This window comes from Streptomyces sp. SAI-170 (genome assembly GCF_049739565.1).
Taxonomy (GTDB): domain Bacteria; phylum Actinomycetota; class Actinomycetes; order Streptomycetales; family Streptomycetaceae; genus Streptomyces.
The window spans coordinates 1,670,266-1,685,765 of record NZ_JBMGQD010000001.1; the positions used below are offsets into that span (position 1 = coordinate 1,670,266).

The window sequence follows — 15,500 nt, forward strand, 5'->3', positions numbered from 1 at the left end:
ACCCCGTGCCCGGCAGCCACTAACGTCGCCGCACATGTCCTTCGCCGCACAGCGCCTGGCATCCGGGCTCGGCCTGCTGCTGGCCCTGGTGCTGGGGGCCGTGCTGCTCACCGCGCCGCCGGGGGACGACGGGGCGGGCGGCGAGGGCTGCCGCCCCAGGGCGATCGGCTCCTGGTCGGCCGACGAGCGGCTCACCGGCGAGTTCGCGCGCTACGGCGACGACGCCGCCCGCACCGACGACTGGACCGGCGGCGACGGCACCCACTCGGTGCGGCTGCCGGACGGTCGGTTGCTGTGGCTGTTCTCCGACACGTTCCTGGGCGCCGTGCACGCCCCGTCCGACCCCCACGGCGAGTCCGCTTCCTGGCGCGACGCGGCCGCGCCGATGGTGCGCAACTCGGCCGTGGTCATGCGCGACGGACGCCTGGAGAGCACCCTCCCCGCCCCGCTCTTCCCCGACCCCGGCCCCGGACAGTGGCGCTGGCCGGTCGCCGCCCGCGTCGAGCCCCGCTCCCCCGGCGCCACTGAACGGGTCGTCCGCGTCCTTTTGTGGACGCGCACCGCCGGGCAGCCGCCCTGGATCTACGGCGTGCCCACCGCGACCGAGGTCGCCACGCTCTCCCTGCCGGATCTGAGGGTCGAGTCCGTGGTGAAGGTCCACGACCAGCGGACGGTCCCCACCCCCTCCCGGCGCGTGCTGTTCGGCACGACGCTGGTCGAGCAGGACGGCTGGACGTACGTCTACGGCGGTGACGACGGCCGCGCCGTCTCCCGCCCGGTCTCCTCGGCGTACGTCGCCCGGGTGCCCGAGGGCGGACTCGGCGATCCGTCGGCCTGGGAGTACTGGACGGGGCGGGAGTGGGCGGCCGGGGCTGTGCCGCGCCCGGTGCTCGGGGACGGGCGACGCGCCGGGGTGGGCAGCGCCTTCTCGGTGGTGCGGGACGGGGAGACGTACGTGCTGTTCACCATGGCCGCGGGCACGGCGGGGCTGCACACCGTGACGTCGTACTGGTCCTGCTCCCCCACCGGCCCCTGGCACGGCCCGTCCCGCGGCATCACCCCACCGCTGCCCCGCGACGGCGTCGCCGCCTACAACCCGCAGGCGCACCCGGAACTGAGCGGCGGCGGACGGCTGGTGCTCAGCTACGACGTCAACTGGCTGGGGACCACGGACGCCGCGGCGCGGATCAACGCGAACGTGGCGCTGTACCGGCCGCGGTTCGTGACACTGCGGCTGAGGGACGCCCGCTGACCGGCTCGACCGGGTCGTGCGAGCGGCGCTTGGCGATCACCGCGCACACCATGAGCTGCATCTGGTGGAAGAGCATCAGCGGCAGCACCGCAAGCGAGGCGTGCGCGCCGAACAGCACGCTCGCCATGGGCAGCCCGGACGCCAGGGACTTCTTCGAACCGGCGAACTGGATCGCGATCCGGTCCTCGCGGCCGAAGCCCAGCGCCTTCGAGCCGTACCAGGTCAGCGCCAGCATGACCGCCAGCAGCACGGCCTCCACCAGCAGCAGGCCGCCCAGCCGCAGCGGGCTGACCTGGGACCAGATGCCCTGGACCATGCCCTCGCTGAAGGCGGCGTAGACGACCAGCAGGATCGAGCCGCGGTCGACCAGGCCCAGCACCTTCTTGTGCCGGGTGACGAAACCGCCCACCCAGCGGCGCAGCACCTGCCCGGCCACGAAGGGCACCAGCAGTTGCAGCACGATCTCCACCAGCGAGTCCGCCGAGAACCCGCCCACGCTGGACCCCAGCAGCGAGGCCGCGAGCAGCGGTGTCACGACGATGCCGGCCAGCGAGGAGAAGGACCCGGCGCAGATCGCGGCGGGCACGTTGCCGCGGGCGATCGAGGTGAACGCGATCGACGACTGGATGGTCGAGGGGACCAGCGTCAGGAACAGCAGGCCCTGGTAGAGCGGCTGGGTCAGCAGCACCGGCACCAGGCCGCGGGCGGCCAGCCCGAGCAGCGGGAAGATCACGAAGGTGCAGGCCAGCACGACCACGTGCAGCCGCCAGTGTTTCAGCCCGTCCAGCGCCTCACGGGTGGACAGCCGTACCCCGTACAGGAAGAACAGGAACGCGATCGCGGCCGTGGACGCCCCGTCGACGAACTCGGCGCCCGTGCCGCGGGCCGGCAGCAGCGCCGCGAGGCCCACCGTCCCGAGCAGCAGCAGGACGTACGGGTCGATCGGCAGCCGGGTCGGCCATCGCAGGCGTTTCACTGTGCTCCGCTTTCGGTGCTCGGTGGTACGTGAGGGGCACGTGGCCCCAGGCAAAGGGGCCCGAGGTCCCGGCCATAGGACCCCGAGGTCCGGCCAAGGGTCCCCCCTCCATCCTGCTCCGCGACGCCGTGATCGGGAATCCCGTACACCACACTGACTGCCATCACGTTCCGCGATAACCTCAGGAGGGTGTACGACCCCGCCCAGCTGCGCGCCTTCCTCGCGGTGGCCCAGACGCTGAGTTTCACGCAGGCCGCCCGGCGGCTCGGGCTGCGCCAGTCGACGGTCAGCCAGCACGTACGCCGCCTGGAGGACGCCACCGGCCGGGCGCTGTTCACCCGGGACACCCACTCGGTGGAGCTGACCGAGGACGGCGAGGCGATGCTCGGCTTCGCCCGGCGGATCCTCCAGGTGCACGAGCAGGCGACGGCGTTCTTCACCGGCACCCGGCTGCGCGGGCGGCTGCGCTTCGGCGCGTCCGAGGACTTCGTGCTGACCAGGCTGCCGGAGATCCTGGAGCGCTTCCGCCACGACCACCCCGAGGTCGACCTGGAGCTGACGGTGGAGCTGTCCGGCACGCTGCACGAGCAGCTCGCCGCCGGAAAGCTGGACCTGGTGCTCGCCAAGCGCCGAGCGGAGGACCCTCGCGGGCGCCTGGTCTGGCACGACCGCCTGGTCTGGATCGGCGGCGAACGCCTGCGCCTGGATCCCGAGCGCCCCGTCCCGCTGATCGTCTACCCGCCGCCCGGCATCACCCGCGCCATGGCCCTGGAGGCCCTGCAGCGCGAGGGCCGCGAGTGGCGCATCGCCTGCACCAGCGGCAGCCTCAACGGCCTCATCGCCGCCGCGAGAGCCGGCCTCGGTGTCATGGCCCACTCCCGCGGCCTGATCCCACCCGGCCTGGTCCGAGTCCCGGACCGGGCCGGCCTGCCGGAACTGGGCAAGGTCGACTTCGTGCTGCTGCACAACCCCCGCAGGGCGTCGCCCCACGGCCCGGCGGAAGCGCTGGCGGCCGCGGTGCTGGCCGGCAGAGTACGTCCCTGACGGGCCGAGGGCGTCGGTTCACCGCCCGGCCACCGGATACGTCAGCTGCTTGACCCGCCGGAGAAACGGCGAGGCCTCCACATGCTGCACGCCCTCCAACCGACCCAAGGGCCCGCTGAGGTACTCGTACAGATGGGCGGTGGACCGCACCACGACGGTGGCGATGATGTTGCTGGGGCCGGCGGTGGCCGCGACATGAGCGACCTCGTCATGGGTGGCCATGGCCTCCCCCACGGACCTCAGCGCGGACGGCGCGGTCGTGATCCACAACTCCGCCGCCATCGGATACCCCAGCACCTCCGACCGGTACTCGATGTCGATGTACACCGCGCCGGACCCGAGCAGCGAGGCCAGCCGCCGCTTCACGGAGGACTCCGACCGCCCGGTGACCCGCTGCAGCTCGGGATACGTGGCACGGCCGTCCCGCTCCAGGGCCTCCACCAACGGCTCGTCCTCGGGAGAGATCCGGGCGGGCCCCTCGGCCACCGGCAGCTCGGCCCGCAGCGCGGCGACCTGCTCGTCACCCAGGACGCGGAACTTGCGCAGCCACCCGGTCGGACCACCGTAGAAGCGGTGCAGCACCTGATGCGCCCGGATCTCCAGCACGCGCGGCGTACGCGGCAGCTTGCCGAGCAGCAGGTCGTCCCGGTCGCCGGGACTGCGCGGCCGGGTGCAGACGATGAGCTCGGTGCCCGCGGCCGCCAGGCCGATCCAGTTGGTGTCGGCCCGCTTGGCGAGCGCGTCGGCGATGGTGAGCGCGCTGTCGGGCACACACCGCAGCCGCAGCGTCCACTGGTCCTGCCCGAGCCGCTCGGCGTCCCGGACGGCCACGACCCGCAGCCCGGCCTCGGCGCACAGCCGCCGGTAGCGGCGCGCGACGGTCTGGTCGGAGACGCCGAGCACCGCGCCGATCCGGCTGAAGGAGGCGCGGCCGTTGACCTCCAGGGCGTCCAGGATCTGCAGATCGAGCCCGTCGACGATGTCGGATTCCAGCTCCACACCCTGCCCTTCGGTCGGATTCCGCCGCACCACGGCTCCCTTCCGCCGCGATCCGCTGCGCGCCACCCATCGTACGGAGCGAACAGAAGGCCGGTACGAGTGGATACGGGGAGTGGGACATGCGGACATGGGGGCCGCTGACAGCGGTGTGTCTGGGCACGTTCATGCTGCTGCTGGACGTGACGATCGTGGTCGTCGCGCTGCCGGACATGGCGGGTGCGCTGGACGCCTCGCTGAGCGACTTGCAGTGGGTGATGGACGGGTACGCGCTGGCGCTGGCCGCGCTGCTGCTGGGGGCGGGGGCCGCGGCCGACGTGCTGGGGCGGCGGCGGGTGCATGTGGCGGGTGTGGTGCTGTTCGCGGCGGCGTCCCTGCTGTGCGGGCTGGCGTCCGGGCCGGGCGTGCTGGTCGCGGCGCGGGTGGTGCAGGGCGTGGGCGCGGCGGCGATGCTCGCGACGACACTGCCGCTGCTGGGCTCGGTCTACCAGGGGCGGCGCCGGTCGGTGGCGCTCGGGGTGTGGGGCGCGGTCAGCGGAGCGGCGGCCGCGGTGGGCCCGGTGCTCGGCGGGCTCCTCACCGACGGGCCGGGCTGGCGGTGGATCTTCTACGTCAATCTGCCGGTGAGCGTGGCCGCGGTGTGGCTGACGCTGCGGGCGGTGCCGGAGTCGAAGGGCGCGGCGGGCCGCCGGATCGACTGGGCGGGCACGGCGCTGTTCGCGGGCGCCGCCGGTGCGGTCACCTTCGGTGCGGTGCGGGCCGGTGAGAACGGCTGGGGCGACGGCGGTGCCCTCGCCTCGTTCGGGCTCGCGGCGGCGTCGCTGGCGTGCTTCGTCGTGGTGGAGCTGCGGGCGGCCGACCCCTTGCTGGACCCGCGGCTGTTCCTGAGGCCGGCCTTCGCGGGGGTCATGCTGGGCGCGCTGGCGTTCAGCGGGGCGGCGTTCGGGCTGATGCCGTACACGTCGATCTGGTTGCAGACGCTGCTCGGGATGAGCCCGGTGCGCGGTGGCGCCGTGTTCCTGTGGCTGTCGCTGGCCTCGTTCGTGGTGGCCGCGGCGGGCGGCCGGCTGCTGCACGGGGTGCCCGCGCGGTTCACGGTCGGAGGCGGTCTGCTGCTGATCGGCGCGGGCCACTTCTGCCTGGCGTTCCTGGACTCCGGCTCGACGGCGTCGGCGCTGGTGCCGGGGCTGCTGCTGGTGGGCCTGGGCACCGGTCTGGTGGCTCCGGGCATCGCGGGGGCCGCGCTGGCCGCCGTACCGCCGGAGCAGTCGGGGATGGCGGGCGGTGCGGTGAACGCGTTCCGGCAGCTCGGGTACGCGCTCGCGATCGACGTCTTCGGGACGGTGCTGACCTCGCGGATGGCGGACGAGCTGCCGCGCGAGGCGGCGCACACGCTCGCCGGCGGGGGTGCGGGGGCCCTGCGGGGCGGTTTCCCGGAGCAGGCGCTGCGCTCGGCGTTCGCGTCCGGCCTGAACGCGACGGCCGTGGTCGCCGGGGTGCTGGGCGTGACGGCGGGGCTGCTGGTACTGGCGCTGGTCCGCCCGGCGCGGGCGCGGGCGCGCGCAGTGACGGATTCGGCCGCGGCGACGCTGACGGAGGAGAGGCCTGCCCGCGCCTCGGGGTGACGGCCGAGGCGGGCGCGGCCTGCACCGATGGGTGGTGGCCGCGGCGGGCGCGGCCTGCACCTCGGGTCAGGAGCCGCCGGCACGTCACGGAACCGGCTGCTCGGGTCGTACAGATTCCGTGGAGATTGCGGTCCCGAAACTTACCGGACCGTCAGGAATCTGTCCGGCCCTTCCCCATCTGCACGCATTTTCCCCTCCTGACCAGCGCGGACCTGAGCACCCCTCCGGTTCCCGGGCCCTCCCGCCGCCCGGACACGTGGGGTAGCTTTCACGGCGCTGTGCGGAGCGCCGGATCGAGGCGGGAGCGGGTTTGCGCGAGTTCACCAACCCTCCGTCGGCGTTGGCACCGCCGGTGGGCGGTCTGGCCGACGTCGTCTTCGAGCACGCGTCCGAGGACCCGCGGCACATCGCGCTCGGCCGCAAGGACGAGGCCGGGCAGTGGCGGGACGTGACCTCGGCCGAGTTCCGCGACGAGGTGCTCGCCCTGGCCAAGGGCCTGCTCGCACAGGGCGTACGGTTCGGCGACCGGGTCGGCATCATGTCGCGCACCCGCTACGAATGGACGCTGTTCGACTTCGCGCTGTGGACGATCGGCGCGCAGGTGGTGCCGCTGTATCCGACCTCGTCGGCCGAGCAGTGCTTCTGGATGCTGTACGACGCCGAGGTGACGGCCGCGGTCGTGGAGCACGAGGACCACGCCATGACCATCGCGACCGTCATCGGCCGGCTGCCGCGCCTGGGCCGGCTGTGGCAGCTCGACGAGGGCTGTGTGCAGGAGCTGTACGACGCCGGGGCGCATCTGGACGACGAGGTGGTGCACCGGCACCGCAACGCGGTCACGCCGGACTCGGTGGCGACGGTCATCTACACCTCGGGCACGACCGGCCGCCCCAAGGGCTGTGTGATCACCCACGGCAACTTCATGTACGAGGCGGACACCGTCCTCGCGCGCTGGGAGCCGGTGTTCCACTCCAAGAAGGGCGACGAGGCGGCGACCCTGCTGTTCCTGCCGCTCGCGCATGTCTTCGGGCGGATGGTGGAGGTGGCCGCGATCCGCGGCAGGGTGCGCTTCGGGCACCAGCCGCGACTGGACGCGGCCGCGCTGCTGCCCGACCTGGCCGCGTTCCGGCCGACGTTCATCCTGGCCGTGCCGTACATCTTCGAGAAGGTGTTCGCGGCGGCTCGCCGCAAGGCCGAGAAGGAGGGCCGGGAGGGTCCGTTCGCGAAGGCCGTGGACGTGGCGGTGCGCTACGCCGAGGCGGTCGAGGCGAAGGCCTGGGGCACCGGGCCCGGCCCGTCGGCGGGGCTGCGGATGCAGCACCAGCTGTTCGACAAGCTCGTCTACGCCAAGGTCCGCGCGGCGATGGGCGGCCGGATCCGCAACGCCATGTCGGGCGGCTCGGCGATGGACCGGCAGCTCGGGCTGTTCTTCGCGGGCGCGGGCGTGCAGATCTACGAGGGCTACGGCCTGACCGAGTCCACGGCGGCGGCGACCGCGAACCCGCCCGAGCGCACCCGCTACGGCACGGTCGGACAGCCCGTGCCCGGCGTGACCGTGCACATCGCCGAGGACGGCGAGATCTGGCTGCGCGGCCCCAACATCTTCCAGGGCTACCTCAACAACCCCAAGGCCACCGACGAGACCCTGCACGACGGCTGGCTGGCCACCGGCGACCTGGGCCAGCTCGACGAGGACGGCTATCTCACCATCACCGGCCGCAAGAAGGAGATCCTGGTGACCTCCGGCGGCAAGAGCGTCTCCCCCACGCCCCTGGAGGAGCGGGTCCGCGAGCACCCGCTGGTCCACCAGTGCGTGGTCGTCGGCAACGACCGTCCCTTCGTCGCGGCGCTCGTCACCCTCGACCGGGACGCCGTCGACCACTGGCTGACGATGCGCAACAAGCCGCCGCTCGGCCCGGCCGAGCTGGTGCGCGACCCGGACCTGGAGATGGAGGTCCGCAGGGCGGTCGTCGCGGCGAACACGCTCGTCTCCCAGGCGGAGTCCATCCGCACCTTCCGCATCCTCGCGCAGCCCTTCACCGAGGAGCACGGGCTGCTCACGCCGTCGCTGAAGCTGAAGCGGAAGGCGATCGAGAAGGCGTACGAGGCGGAGGTGGAGGCGCTGTACAGGGTGTGAGGCGGGTCGTCGCCTCTGGTCGGCGTATTTCCGGGTCAGGAATGCATCACGGCGGGTGATCGTTGACGATGTACGTACCACCTGACGTCAACCGAAGGATCGAGAGCTCGTGAGCAGCAAGGTCCCCCCGATCATCCTCAACAACGGCGTCGAGATGCCCCAGCTGGGCTTCGGCGTCTGGCAGGTGCCGGACACCGAGGCGGAGCGGGCGGTCGCCACCGCGCTGGAGGCCGGGTACCGCAGCATCGACACAGCGGCGATCTACGGCAACGAAGAGGGCACCGGCAAGGCCATCGCCTCCTCCGACGTCCCCCGCGAGGACATCTTCGTCACCACCAAGGTCTGGAACAGCGACCAGGGGTACGACTCCACCCTGCGCGCCTTCGACGAGTCCCTGGCGAAGCTCGGCCTGGACTACGTGGACCTGTACCTGATCCACTGGCCGACCCCGTCGCGCGACCTCTACGTCGACACCTATCGCGCGTTCGAGAAGCTCCACGCCGACGGCCGCGTCAAGTCCATCGGCGTCTCCAACTTCCTCCCGGAGCACCTGGAGCGCCTGATCGCGGAGACCTCGCTGATCCCCGCGGTCAACCAGATCGAGCTCCACCCCCACCTCCAGCAGCACGCCGCCCGCGAGTACCACGCCGAGCAGGGCATCGCCACCGAGGCCTGGTCGCCCCTCGGCCAGGGCAAGGGCCTCCTGGAGGTCCCCGCGATCGTCGCCATCGCCCAGAAGCACCGGCGCACCCCGGCCCAGGTCGTCCTGCGCTGGCACCTCCAGCTCGGCAACATCGTCATCCCCAAGTCCGTGACGCCCTCCCGCATCGCGGAGAACATCGCCGTCTTCGACTTCACCCTCGACACCGAGGACCTCGCCGCGATCAGCGCCCTCAACGAGGACCGCCGCCTGGGCCCGAACCCGGCGACGTTCGACATGGCCTGACCTGTCACTCGGCGACGAGCGCCCCGGGAGCCTGCGCGGCTTGCGGGGCGCTCGTGCGTTCCCGGCCGTCACTGCACCCGCGTAGCCGTATGGATCGTATGGGCCGCCAGGACGAACACGTCCGGGCGGCGGTGGACGCTCGCGGGGTCGGCGGGGTCGAGGAGGCGGTCGAGGGTGGTGCGGTCCTCGGGGGTGAGGTCGTCGGACATGGCGTCGCGCAGGCGGGTGAGGTGCGCGGCGATGTAGGCGCGGGCGCGGTCCGGGGCCGGGGCGGGGAGGTCGAGGAGGAAGGTGCGGGTGCCGGTGGGCTTGAGGCCGGCTGCCGTGAGGAGGGCGGGCCAGTCCTCCGTCTCGTCGACCGTGTCCGGCAGGGAGGTGCGCATGCGGGTGAACCACTCCGACTCCAGGGCGTCCAGGCGGGCCTGGAGGCCGGGGCGGCCGAAGCCGATGTCGCGGGGAAGGTAGCGCGCGGGCAGGCCGCCCTCCATCAGGGCGAGGGTGCCGCCGGGGGCGAGGTGCTCGGCGAACACGGCGAGGGCGGCGCGCTGGTCGCCGAGGTGGTGCAGGCTGCGGCTGGCCCACAGCAGGTCGGCCGGGTAGTCGAGGTCGCCGAGGACACCGGGCAGCTCACCGGCCAGGGTGCCGAAGCGGTCGGCGACGCCCAGCCGCTCGGCGCGGGCGCGGGCGCGCTCCAGCAGGGGCTCGGTGCTGTCGACGGCGACCACGCGGGCGCCGGGGAAGGTCTCCGCGAACAGACCGGCCACCACACCGGGGCCGCTGCCGGCGTCCACCACCAGGCCCGGGTCCGTCTGCCGCTTGGCGAGCCAGGACAGGGCGTGCTCGTAGAGCGGTGTGAACAGCTCCGCCTGCGCCTCCAGCAGGGGGCCCATCTCGGCCCAGTCGATGTCGGTGGTGTCGTGGTCGTGGTGCCCCCCGCCGTGCTGGTGGGGTGCGGGGTGTGCGTGCGCCATGGTGGTCAGCCTCTCCTCCGGATGCGGCCAGCGTGCGCCGACGCACCGGGGAGAGGCCAGTGGTGTTGCCGTAACCGCAAAAAGCGGCAGTGCGGCGGTGCTGTGCCGGGGCCGGGGCGGCCCGGTCCCGGCACAGCAGCCGTCATGTCACACGGTCATCGGTCCAACCGGTCGTCCCGTCACGACAGGGGCGGGTACGCGTTGCGCATCAGCTCCTGGAACTGCGCGGAGAACCACTTCCCCGAGAGCGGCGCGTTCGGCAGGGCGCCGGACATGTTGTTGTTGTTCCGCGGGTTGCCGGTGTACGTCGGGTCGCACATCCGGTCGAAGCCCTTGCCCTCGTCGTTCGGGATCGCCGAGCTGGCACCGTCGGACTCGCCCGGCGGCTTGATCCAGACGTACGCGTCGATGCCCGGCTCGGGAGCGGCCTTGGGCCGTTCGCCGAGACCCGCGCCGGCCTGGTTGCACCAGTTGCCGGTGTTGAGGCGGCGGTCGTAGCGGCCACCGTCGACGTAGGTGTCGACGCTGGTGGTGGCACCCGGGCCGGCGGGCCGTGCGCTGCCGCCCCAGCCGTTGCGGGAGGTGTCGATCAGCATGCCGATCTTCGAGTCGAAGCCGACGGAGACCAGCTTCTCGCGCATGGCCTGCGCGTACGACAGCTCGTCGACGTAGCGGTTCCAGTCGACCCACTTGGACTGGCGCACGGACGTCCCGTTCACGGAGTCCGTGATCTTGAAGTTGTTCTCCTTCAGCGCGCTGTAGTTGGCGGTGTTGACGATGAAGCCGGCCACGTCGGCGACGGTCGCGCCCTCGGTGGTCGCGGCGGTCTTGAACATGTCGGCGGAGGGGCCGAAGTTGTCGTCCCAGCCGAGCCAGCCGTGGTGGCCCGCGTCGAGGTAGTTGTAGACGTTGGGGATGTCGCCGAGCTTGTTCAGGGCGTAGCCGACGCCCTTCTGGTAGTTGCCGTTGGCCTTCATCACGTCACAGTTGGGCGTGGCGGTGGCCCGCGGGGTCACGTTGGTGACCAGGTTCGGCAGCGAGTCGAGCTCGACCGTGGTGACGATCCGCAGGCCGCTGTACTTGGAGTCGGCGAGGATCGCGGCGATCGGGTCGATGTACTGCGTCTTGTACTTGTCGATCTCGGTCGGGCCCAGCTCGCCGTTGGAGGCGAGGGCCGCACAGTCACGGCCGGGCAGGTTGTAGATGACGAGCTGGACGACGAGCTCGCCGGTGCCCTTCTGCCGCAGTGCCTCGTCGAGGTGGGCGCGCAGGCCCATCCCGCCGTTGACTCCGTTGATCGCGGCGGTCCTGTCCAGCCACACACCGGTGGGCTGGTTGGAGATGCGGCTGCCGCCCGGCTCGGCGGCGGCGTGCGCGGACCACTCGGGGTTCACGTACACCTTGGCGCCGGCGTACGGGTTGTCGACCCGGCCGGTGGGCGTGCCGGGGTCCGTCGGACCCGGGTCGGTGGGGCCGGGGTCGGTCGGGCCGCCGCCGTCGACGTTGCAGGTCACGCCGTTGAGGGTGAAGGTCGCCGGGATCGCGTTGCTGCCGCTGTAGGTGCCCTGGAAGCCGAAGCTGGCCGAACCGCCGGTCGCCAGCGTGCCGTTGTACGACTCGTTGGCGGCGGTGACGGCGGCTCCGCTCTGGGTGACCTTGGCGTTCCAGGCGTTGGTGACCCTCTGGTTGCCGGCGTAGGACCAGCCCACCGACCACGAGGACTTGGCGGCCCCGTTGTTGGTGACGGTCACGGCGGCGGTGAAGCCGCTGCCCCAGTCGTTCTGCACCTTGTAGTCGACGGTGCAGGGCGCGGCGGCTATGCCGGTGTCACCGGGTACGACGGCGAGCGCCGTCCCGGAGGCTCCGGCGGTCAGCGCCAGGGCGGCGAGCAACGCAGTTCTGGTACGGCTCATGAGTGCGGGTTTCCTTATGTTGGATGGGGGGTTACGGGGTGGCGCCGCGCAGCTGGTCGCGCAGCGCGCTGCCGAACGGCATGGGGGTGCCGTCGTGGGCGGTGATCGGGGCGGGCCCGAAGGCGCGGTTCAGGGTGCTCGGCCGGCCCGGGTGGGACGGGCCGCGCGCGTCGCACCACGCGCAGGTGTTCTCGCCGATCTCGCCCGTCGCCAGGGGGATTTGGGGTCCTCGCTCGCGGTGGTCACGGCACAACAGGGCCGGGGCCACCGGGCGTTCCAGCCCTGGCCGATCTCTGAGCCCTCCGGCGAGGCCGAGGGGCAGCCGACAACCACCGTGCAGGACCGAGCTGTTGGTGATCCTCGCGGATCCCTGGAATCCGGGTCCCCACCGGCAGGTGACGGAGTGCTCCACCACACGGACCGGCGCGGCCCCGGCGAGTAAAAGAGCTGAACGCGGGGGGTGTCGCATGAGCGATTCCTTGCAGTTCGGACGCGCTGTGACGGCACGTGTCGACTGGTGGAGTCGCTCCCACTGGTGCGAAGGAAGGTAGCGCCAAGTGCCGGTAAAGGACAGGGGATCGGCTTGACTTTTCTCCGATCGCATTCGTCGAATCTTTTCGACTCTTCAAACACCTTGACCGGAAACCACCCCGTCTTCACTATGGGAGCGCTCCCACTGGTTCAAGCCTTGACTTCTTACTCCGAGCCGCAAGGAGGAACCAGCACGTGCGTCCCCCTCGCAGGCGCAGAACGGTCCGACGGCTGTGGACGGCCGTCGTCGCTGCTCTGGCGCTTCCCCTGACCATGCTGGGCACGGGTTCGACTCCCGCCCAGGCAGCGGCACTTCAGTGCAGCGTCGACTACAAGACCAACGACTGGGGGTCCGGCTTCACCGCGGACCTCACGATCACCAACCGGGGCACCGACCCGATCAATGGCTGGACGCTGACCTACGCCTACGCGGGCAACCAGCGGCTGAGCAACGGCTGGAACGGCACCTGGTCCCAGTCCGGGCAGTCGGTCACGGTGCGCAACGCGGGCTACAACGGCACGATCGCCGCCGGAGCCGCGGTGTCGACCGGCGCCCAGTTCACCTACAGCGGCAGCAACGCCGCACCGACGTCCTTCGCGATCAACGGCACCACCTGCGCCGGCGCGCACCAGCCGCCGATCACCGTGCTGACCAGCCCGACCGCGGGCGCGGTGTACACGCAGGGCAACGCGGTCCCGCTCGCGGCGACCGCCGCCGCGGCCGACGGCGCCACCATCACCAAGGTCGAGTTCTACGACGACACGACCCTGCTCGGCACCGACACCAGCTCGCCGTACTCGCTCTCGGCGTCGAACCTGGCCGTGGGCAACCACTCGCTGGTGGCCAAGGCGTACGACAGCCTGGGTGCCTCCGCCGACTCCACCCCGGTCGGCATCACGGTCGCCTCCGGGCCGTCCGTGGTCGCCACGCCGACCCAACTCCCGGTGCAGCAGGGCAAGACGGGCACCTACGAGGTGAAGCTGTCCACGCAGCCCTCCTCCAACGTCACCGTCACCACGGCCCGCACCGGCGGCAACACCGGCCTGACGGTGACCGGCGGGGCGAGCCTGACCTTCACCCCGCAGAACTGGAACACCGCGCAGCGGGTGACCATCACCGCGAACGCCACCGGCACGGGAGCCGCGACCTTCGACTCGACGGCGACCGGGCACGCCAAGGCCACGGTCACGGTGACGGAGATCGCCGCGACCAAGGAGTACGACGCCCGGTTCCTGGAGCTGTACGGGAAGATCACCAACCCGGCGAACGGCTACTTCTCCCCCGAGGGCATCCCCTACCACTCGGTGGAGACGCTGATCGTCGAGGCGCCCGACCACGGCCATGAGACCACCTCGGAGGCGTACAGCTACCTCCTGTGGCTGCAGGCCATGTACGGCAAGGTGACCGGCGACTGGACCAAGTTCAACGGCGCCTGGGAGATCATGGAGAAGTACATGATCCCCACCCACGCCGACCAGCCGACCAACTCCTTCTACAACGCCTCCAAGCCGGCCACGTACGCCCCCGAGCACGACACCCCGAACGAGTACCCGTCCCGGCTGGACACGGCCGTCTCGGTGGGCCCGGACCCGATCGCCGGCGAGCTGAAGTCGGCGTACGGCACGGACGACGTCTACGGCATGCACTGGATCCAGGACGTCGACAACGTCTACGGCTATGGCAACTCGCCCGGCAAGTGCGAGGCGGGCCCGACCGACACCGGCCCGTCCTACATCAACACCTTCCAGCGCGGCCCGCAGGAGTCGGTGTGGGAGACCGTCCCGCAGCCCACCTGCGACGCGTTCAAGTACGGCGGCAGGAACGGCTATCTGGACCTGTTCACCGGTGACTCCAGCTACGCAAAGCAGTGGAAGTTCACCAACGCGCCCGACGCCGACGCGCGCGCGGTGCAGGCCGCGTACTGGGCCGACGTGTGGGCCAAGCAGCAGGGCAAGGGCTCGGACGTCTCCGCGACCGTGACCAAGGCCGCGAAGATGGGCGACTACCTGCGCTACGCGATGTACGACAAGTACTTCAAGAAGATCGGCAACTGCACCAGCCCGTCCTGCCCGGCCGGCACCGGCAAGGACGCCTCGCACTACCTGCTGTCCTGGTACTACGCCTGGGGCGGTGCCACCGACACCTCGGCGGGCTGGGCCTGGCGCATCGGCTCCAGCCACGCGCACGGCGGCTACCAGAACCCGCTCGCCGCGTACGCGCTCAGCTCCTACGACCCGCTGAAGCCGAAGTCCGCCACGGGCTCGGCCGACTGGTCCAGGTCGCTGACGCGGCAGATCGAGTTCTACCGCTGGCTGCAGTCCAGCGAGGGCGCGATCGCCGGTGGCGCGACCAACAGCTGGGCGGGCCGGTACGCCGCTCCGCCGGCCGGCACGTCGACCTTCTACGGCATGTACTACGACGAGAAGCCCGTCTACCACGACCCGCCGTCCAACCAGTGGTTCGGCTTCCAGGCGTGGTCGATGGAGCGTGTCGCCGAGTACTACCAGCAGACGGGCAACGCGGCCGCGAAGGCGGTGCTCGACAAGTGGGTCGACTGGGCGCTGTCGGAGACGACCGTCAACCCCGACGGTACGTTCCGTATCCCGTCGACGCTCCAGTGGTCGGGCCAGCCCGACACCTGGAACGCCTCCAGCCCCGGTGCCAACAACGGACTGCACGTGTCCGTGGCCGACTACACCAACGACGTCGGTGTGGCCGCCGCGTACGCCAAGACCCTGACGTACTACGCGGACCGCTCGGGTGACACCCAGGCGGCCTCGACCGCGAAGGCACTGCTCGACGGCATGTGGAAGAACAACCAGGACGCCCTGGGCATCGCCGTCCCGGAGAACCGCGCCGACTACAGCCGCTTCGACGACCCGATCTACGTCCCCAGCGGCTGGACGGGGACGATGCCGAACGGAGACGCGATCAACTCGTCGTCGACGTTCGAGTCCATCCGTTCCTTCTACGAGGACGACCCGGCCTGGTCGAAGATCGAGTCGTACCTCGCGGGCGGTGCGGTGCCGTCGTTCACGTATCACCGGTTCTGGGCCCAGGCGGACATCGCCTTGGCCATGGGTTCGTACGCGGAGCTTCTCGAATAGC

The 15,500-nt window shown here is 71.5% G+C and carries 11 protein-coding genes; 6 read left to right on the plus strand and 5 right to left on the minus strand.

Annotation, left to right across the window (positions count from 1 at the left end; genetic code table 11):
• Positions 1–34 precede the first annotated feature (34 nt).
• Positions 35–1,252, plus strand: a complete 1,218-nt coding sequence (locus RKD23_RS07665) for a DUF4185 domain-containing protein (RefSeq protein WP_424852965.1) — start codon at positions 35–37, stop codon at positions 1,250–1,252.
• Here RKD23_RS07665 and RKD23_RS07670 read toward each other — a convergent pair.
• Entirely contained in the window at positions 1,188–2,228 is a 1,041-nt protein-coding gene (locus RKD23_RS07670; RefSeq protein ID WP_424852966.1) for a bile acid:sodium symporter family protein, read from the minus strand. The genes RKD23_RS07665 and RKD23_RS07670 overlap by 65 nt on opposite strands.
• A gap of 189 nt (positions 2,229–2,417) precedes the next feature.
• On the opposite strand from RKD23_RS07670, the gene RKD23_RS07675 reads away from it, so the two are divergent.
• Entirely contained in the window at positions 2,418–3,272 is an 855-nt protein-coding gene (locus tag RKD23_RS07675; RefSeq protein ID WP_424852967.1) for a LysR substrate-binding domain-containing protein, read from the plus strand.
• A gap of 18 nt (positions 3,273–3,290) precedes the next feature.
• Here RKD23_RS07675 and RKD23_RS07680 read toward each other — a convergent pair whose 3' ends face one another.
• Positions 3,291–4,271: an Lrp/AsnC family transcriptional regulator gene (locus RKD23_RS07680; RefSeq protein ID WP_424852968.1), complete on the minus strand. Its 981-nt coding sequence runs from the start codon at positions 4,269–4,271 to the stop codon at positions 3,291–3,293.
• 119 nt (positions 4,272–4,390) lie between these two features.
• Here RKD23_RS07680 and RKD23_RS07685 point away from each other — a divergent pair, with 119 nt between their 5' ends.
• The 3 genes from RKD23_RS07685 (at position 4,391) to RKD23_RS07695 (ending at position 8,976) form a co-directional block, all read left to right on the plus strand.
• Positions 4,391–5,893, plus strand: a complete 1,503-nt coding sequence (locus RKD23_RS07685) for an MFS transporter (protein WP_424852969.1) — start codon at positions 4,391–4,393, stop codon at positions 5,891–5,893.
• Between the two features lie 310 nt (positions 5,894–6,203).
• Positions 6,204–8,030, plus strand: coding sequence for an AMP-dependent synthetase/ligase (locus tag RKD23_RS07690; RefSeq protein WP_424852970.1), 1,827 nt, complete (start codon positions 6,204–6,206; stop codon positions 8,028–8,030).
• Positions 8,031–8,139: 109 nt separating this feature from the next.
• The gene (locus RKD23_RS07695) at positions 8,140–8,976 is read left to right on the plus strand and encodes an aldo/keto reductase (RefSeq protein ID WP_424852971.1); all 837 of its coding nucleotides are present in this window, start codon (positions 8,140–8,142) and stop codon (positions 8,974–8,976) included.
• A gap of 68 nt (positions 8,977–9,044) precedes the next feature.
• Here RKD23_RS07695 and RKD23_RS07700 read toward each other — a convergent pair whose 3' ends face one another.
• From RKD23_RS07700 to RKD23_RS07710, 3 genes are all read right to left on the minus strand, one after another.
• Positions 9,045–9,947 carry a class I SAM-dependent methyltransferase gene (locus tag RKD23_RS07700; protein WP_424852972.1) on the minus strand — a complete coding sequence of 301 codons (903 nt, stop codon included), beginning with the start codon at positions 9,945–9,947 and terminating at the stop codon, positions 9,045–9,047.
• A 179-nt stretch (positions 9,948–10,126) separates the two neighbouring features.
• Entirely contained in the window at positions 10,127–11,860 is a 1,734-nt protein-coding gene (locus RKD23_RS07705; RefSeq protein ID WP_424852973.1) for a glycoside hydrolase family 6 protein, read from the minus strand.
• Between the two features lie 31 nt (positions 11,861–11,891).
• Positions 11,892–12,128 (minus strand): hypothetical protein, encoded by a 237-nt coding sequence (locus tag RKD23_RS07710; protein ID WP_424852974.1) that lies wholly within the window; start codon positions 12,126–12,128, stop codon positions 11,892–11,894.
• 458 nt (positions 12,129–12,586) lie between these two features.
• On the opposite strand from RKD23_RS07710, the gene RKD23_RS07715 reads away from it, so the two are divergent.
• Entirely contained in the window at positions 12,587–15,499 is a 2,913-nt protein-coding gene (locus RKD23_RS07715) for a glycoside hydrolase family 48 protein (RefSeq protein WP_424852975.1), read from the plus strand.
• Position 15,500: the final 1 nt, after the last annotated feature.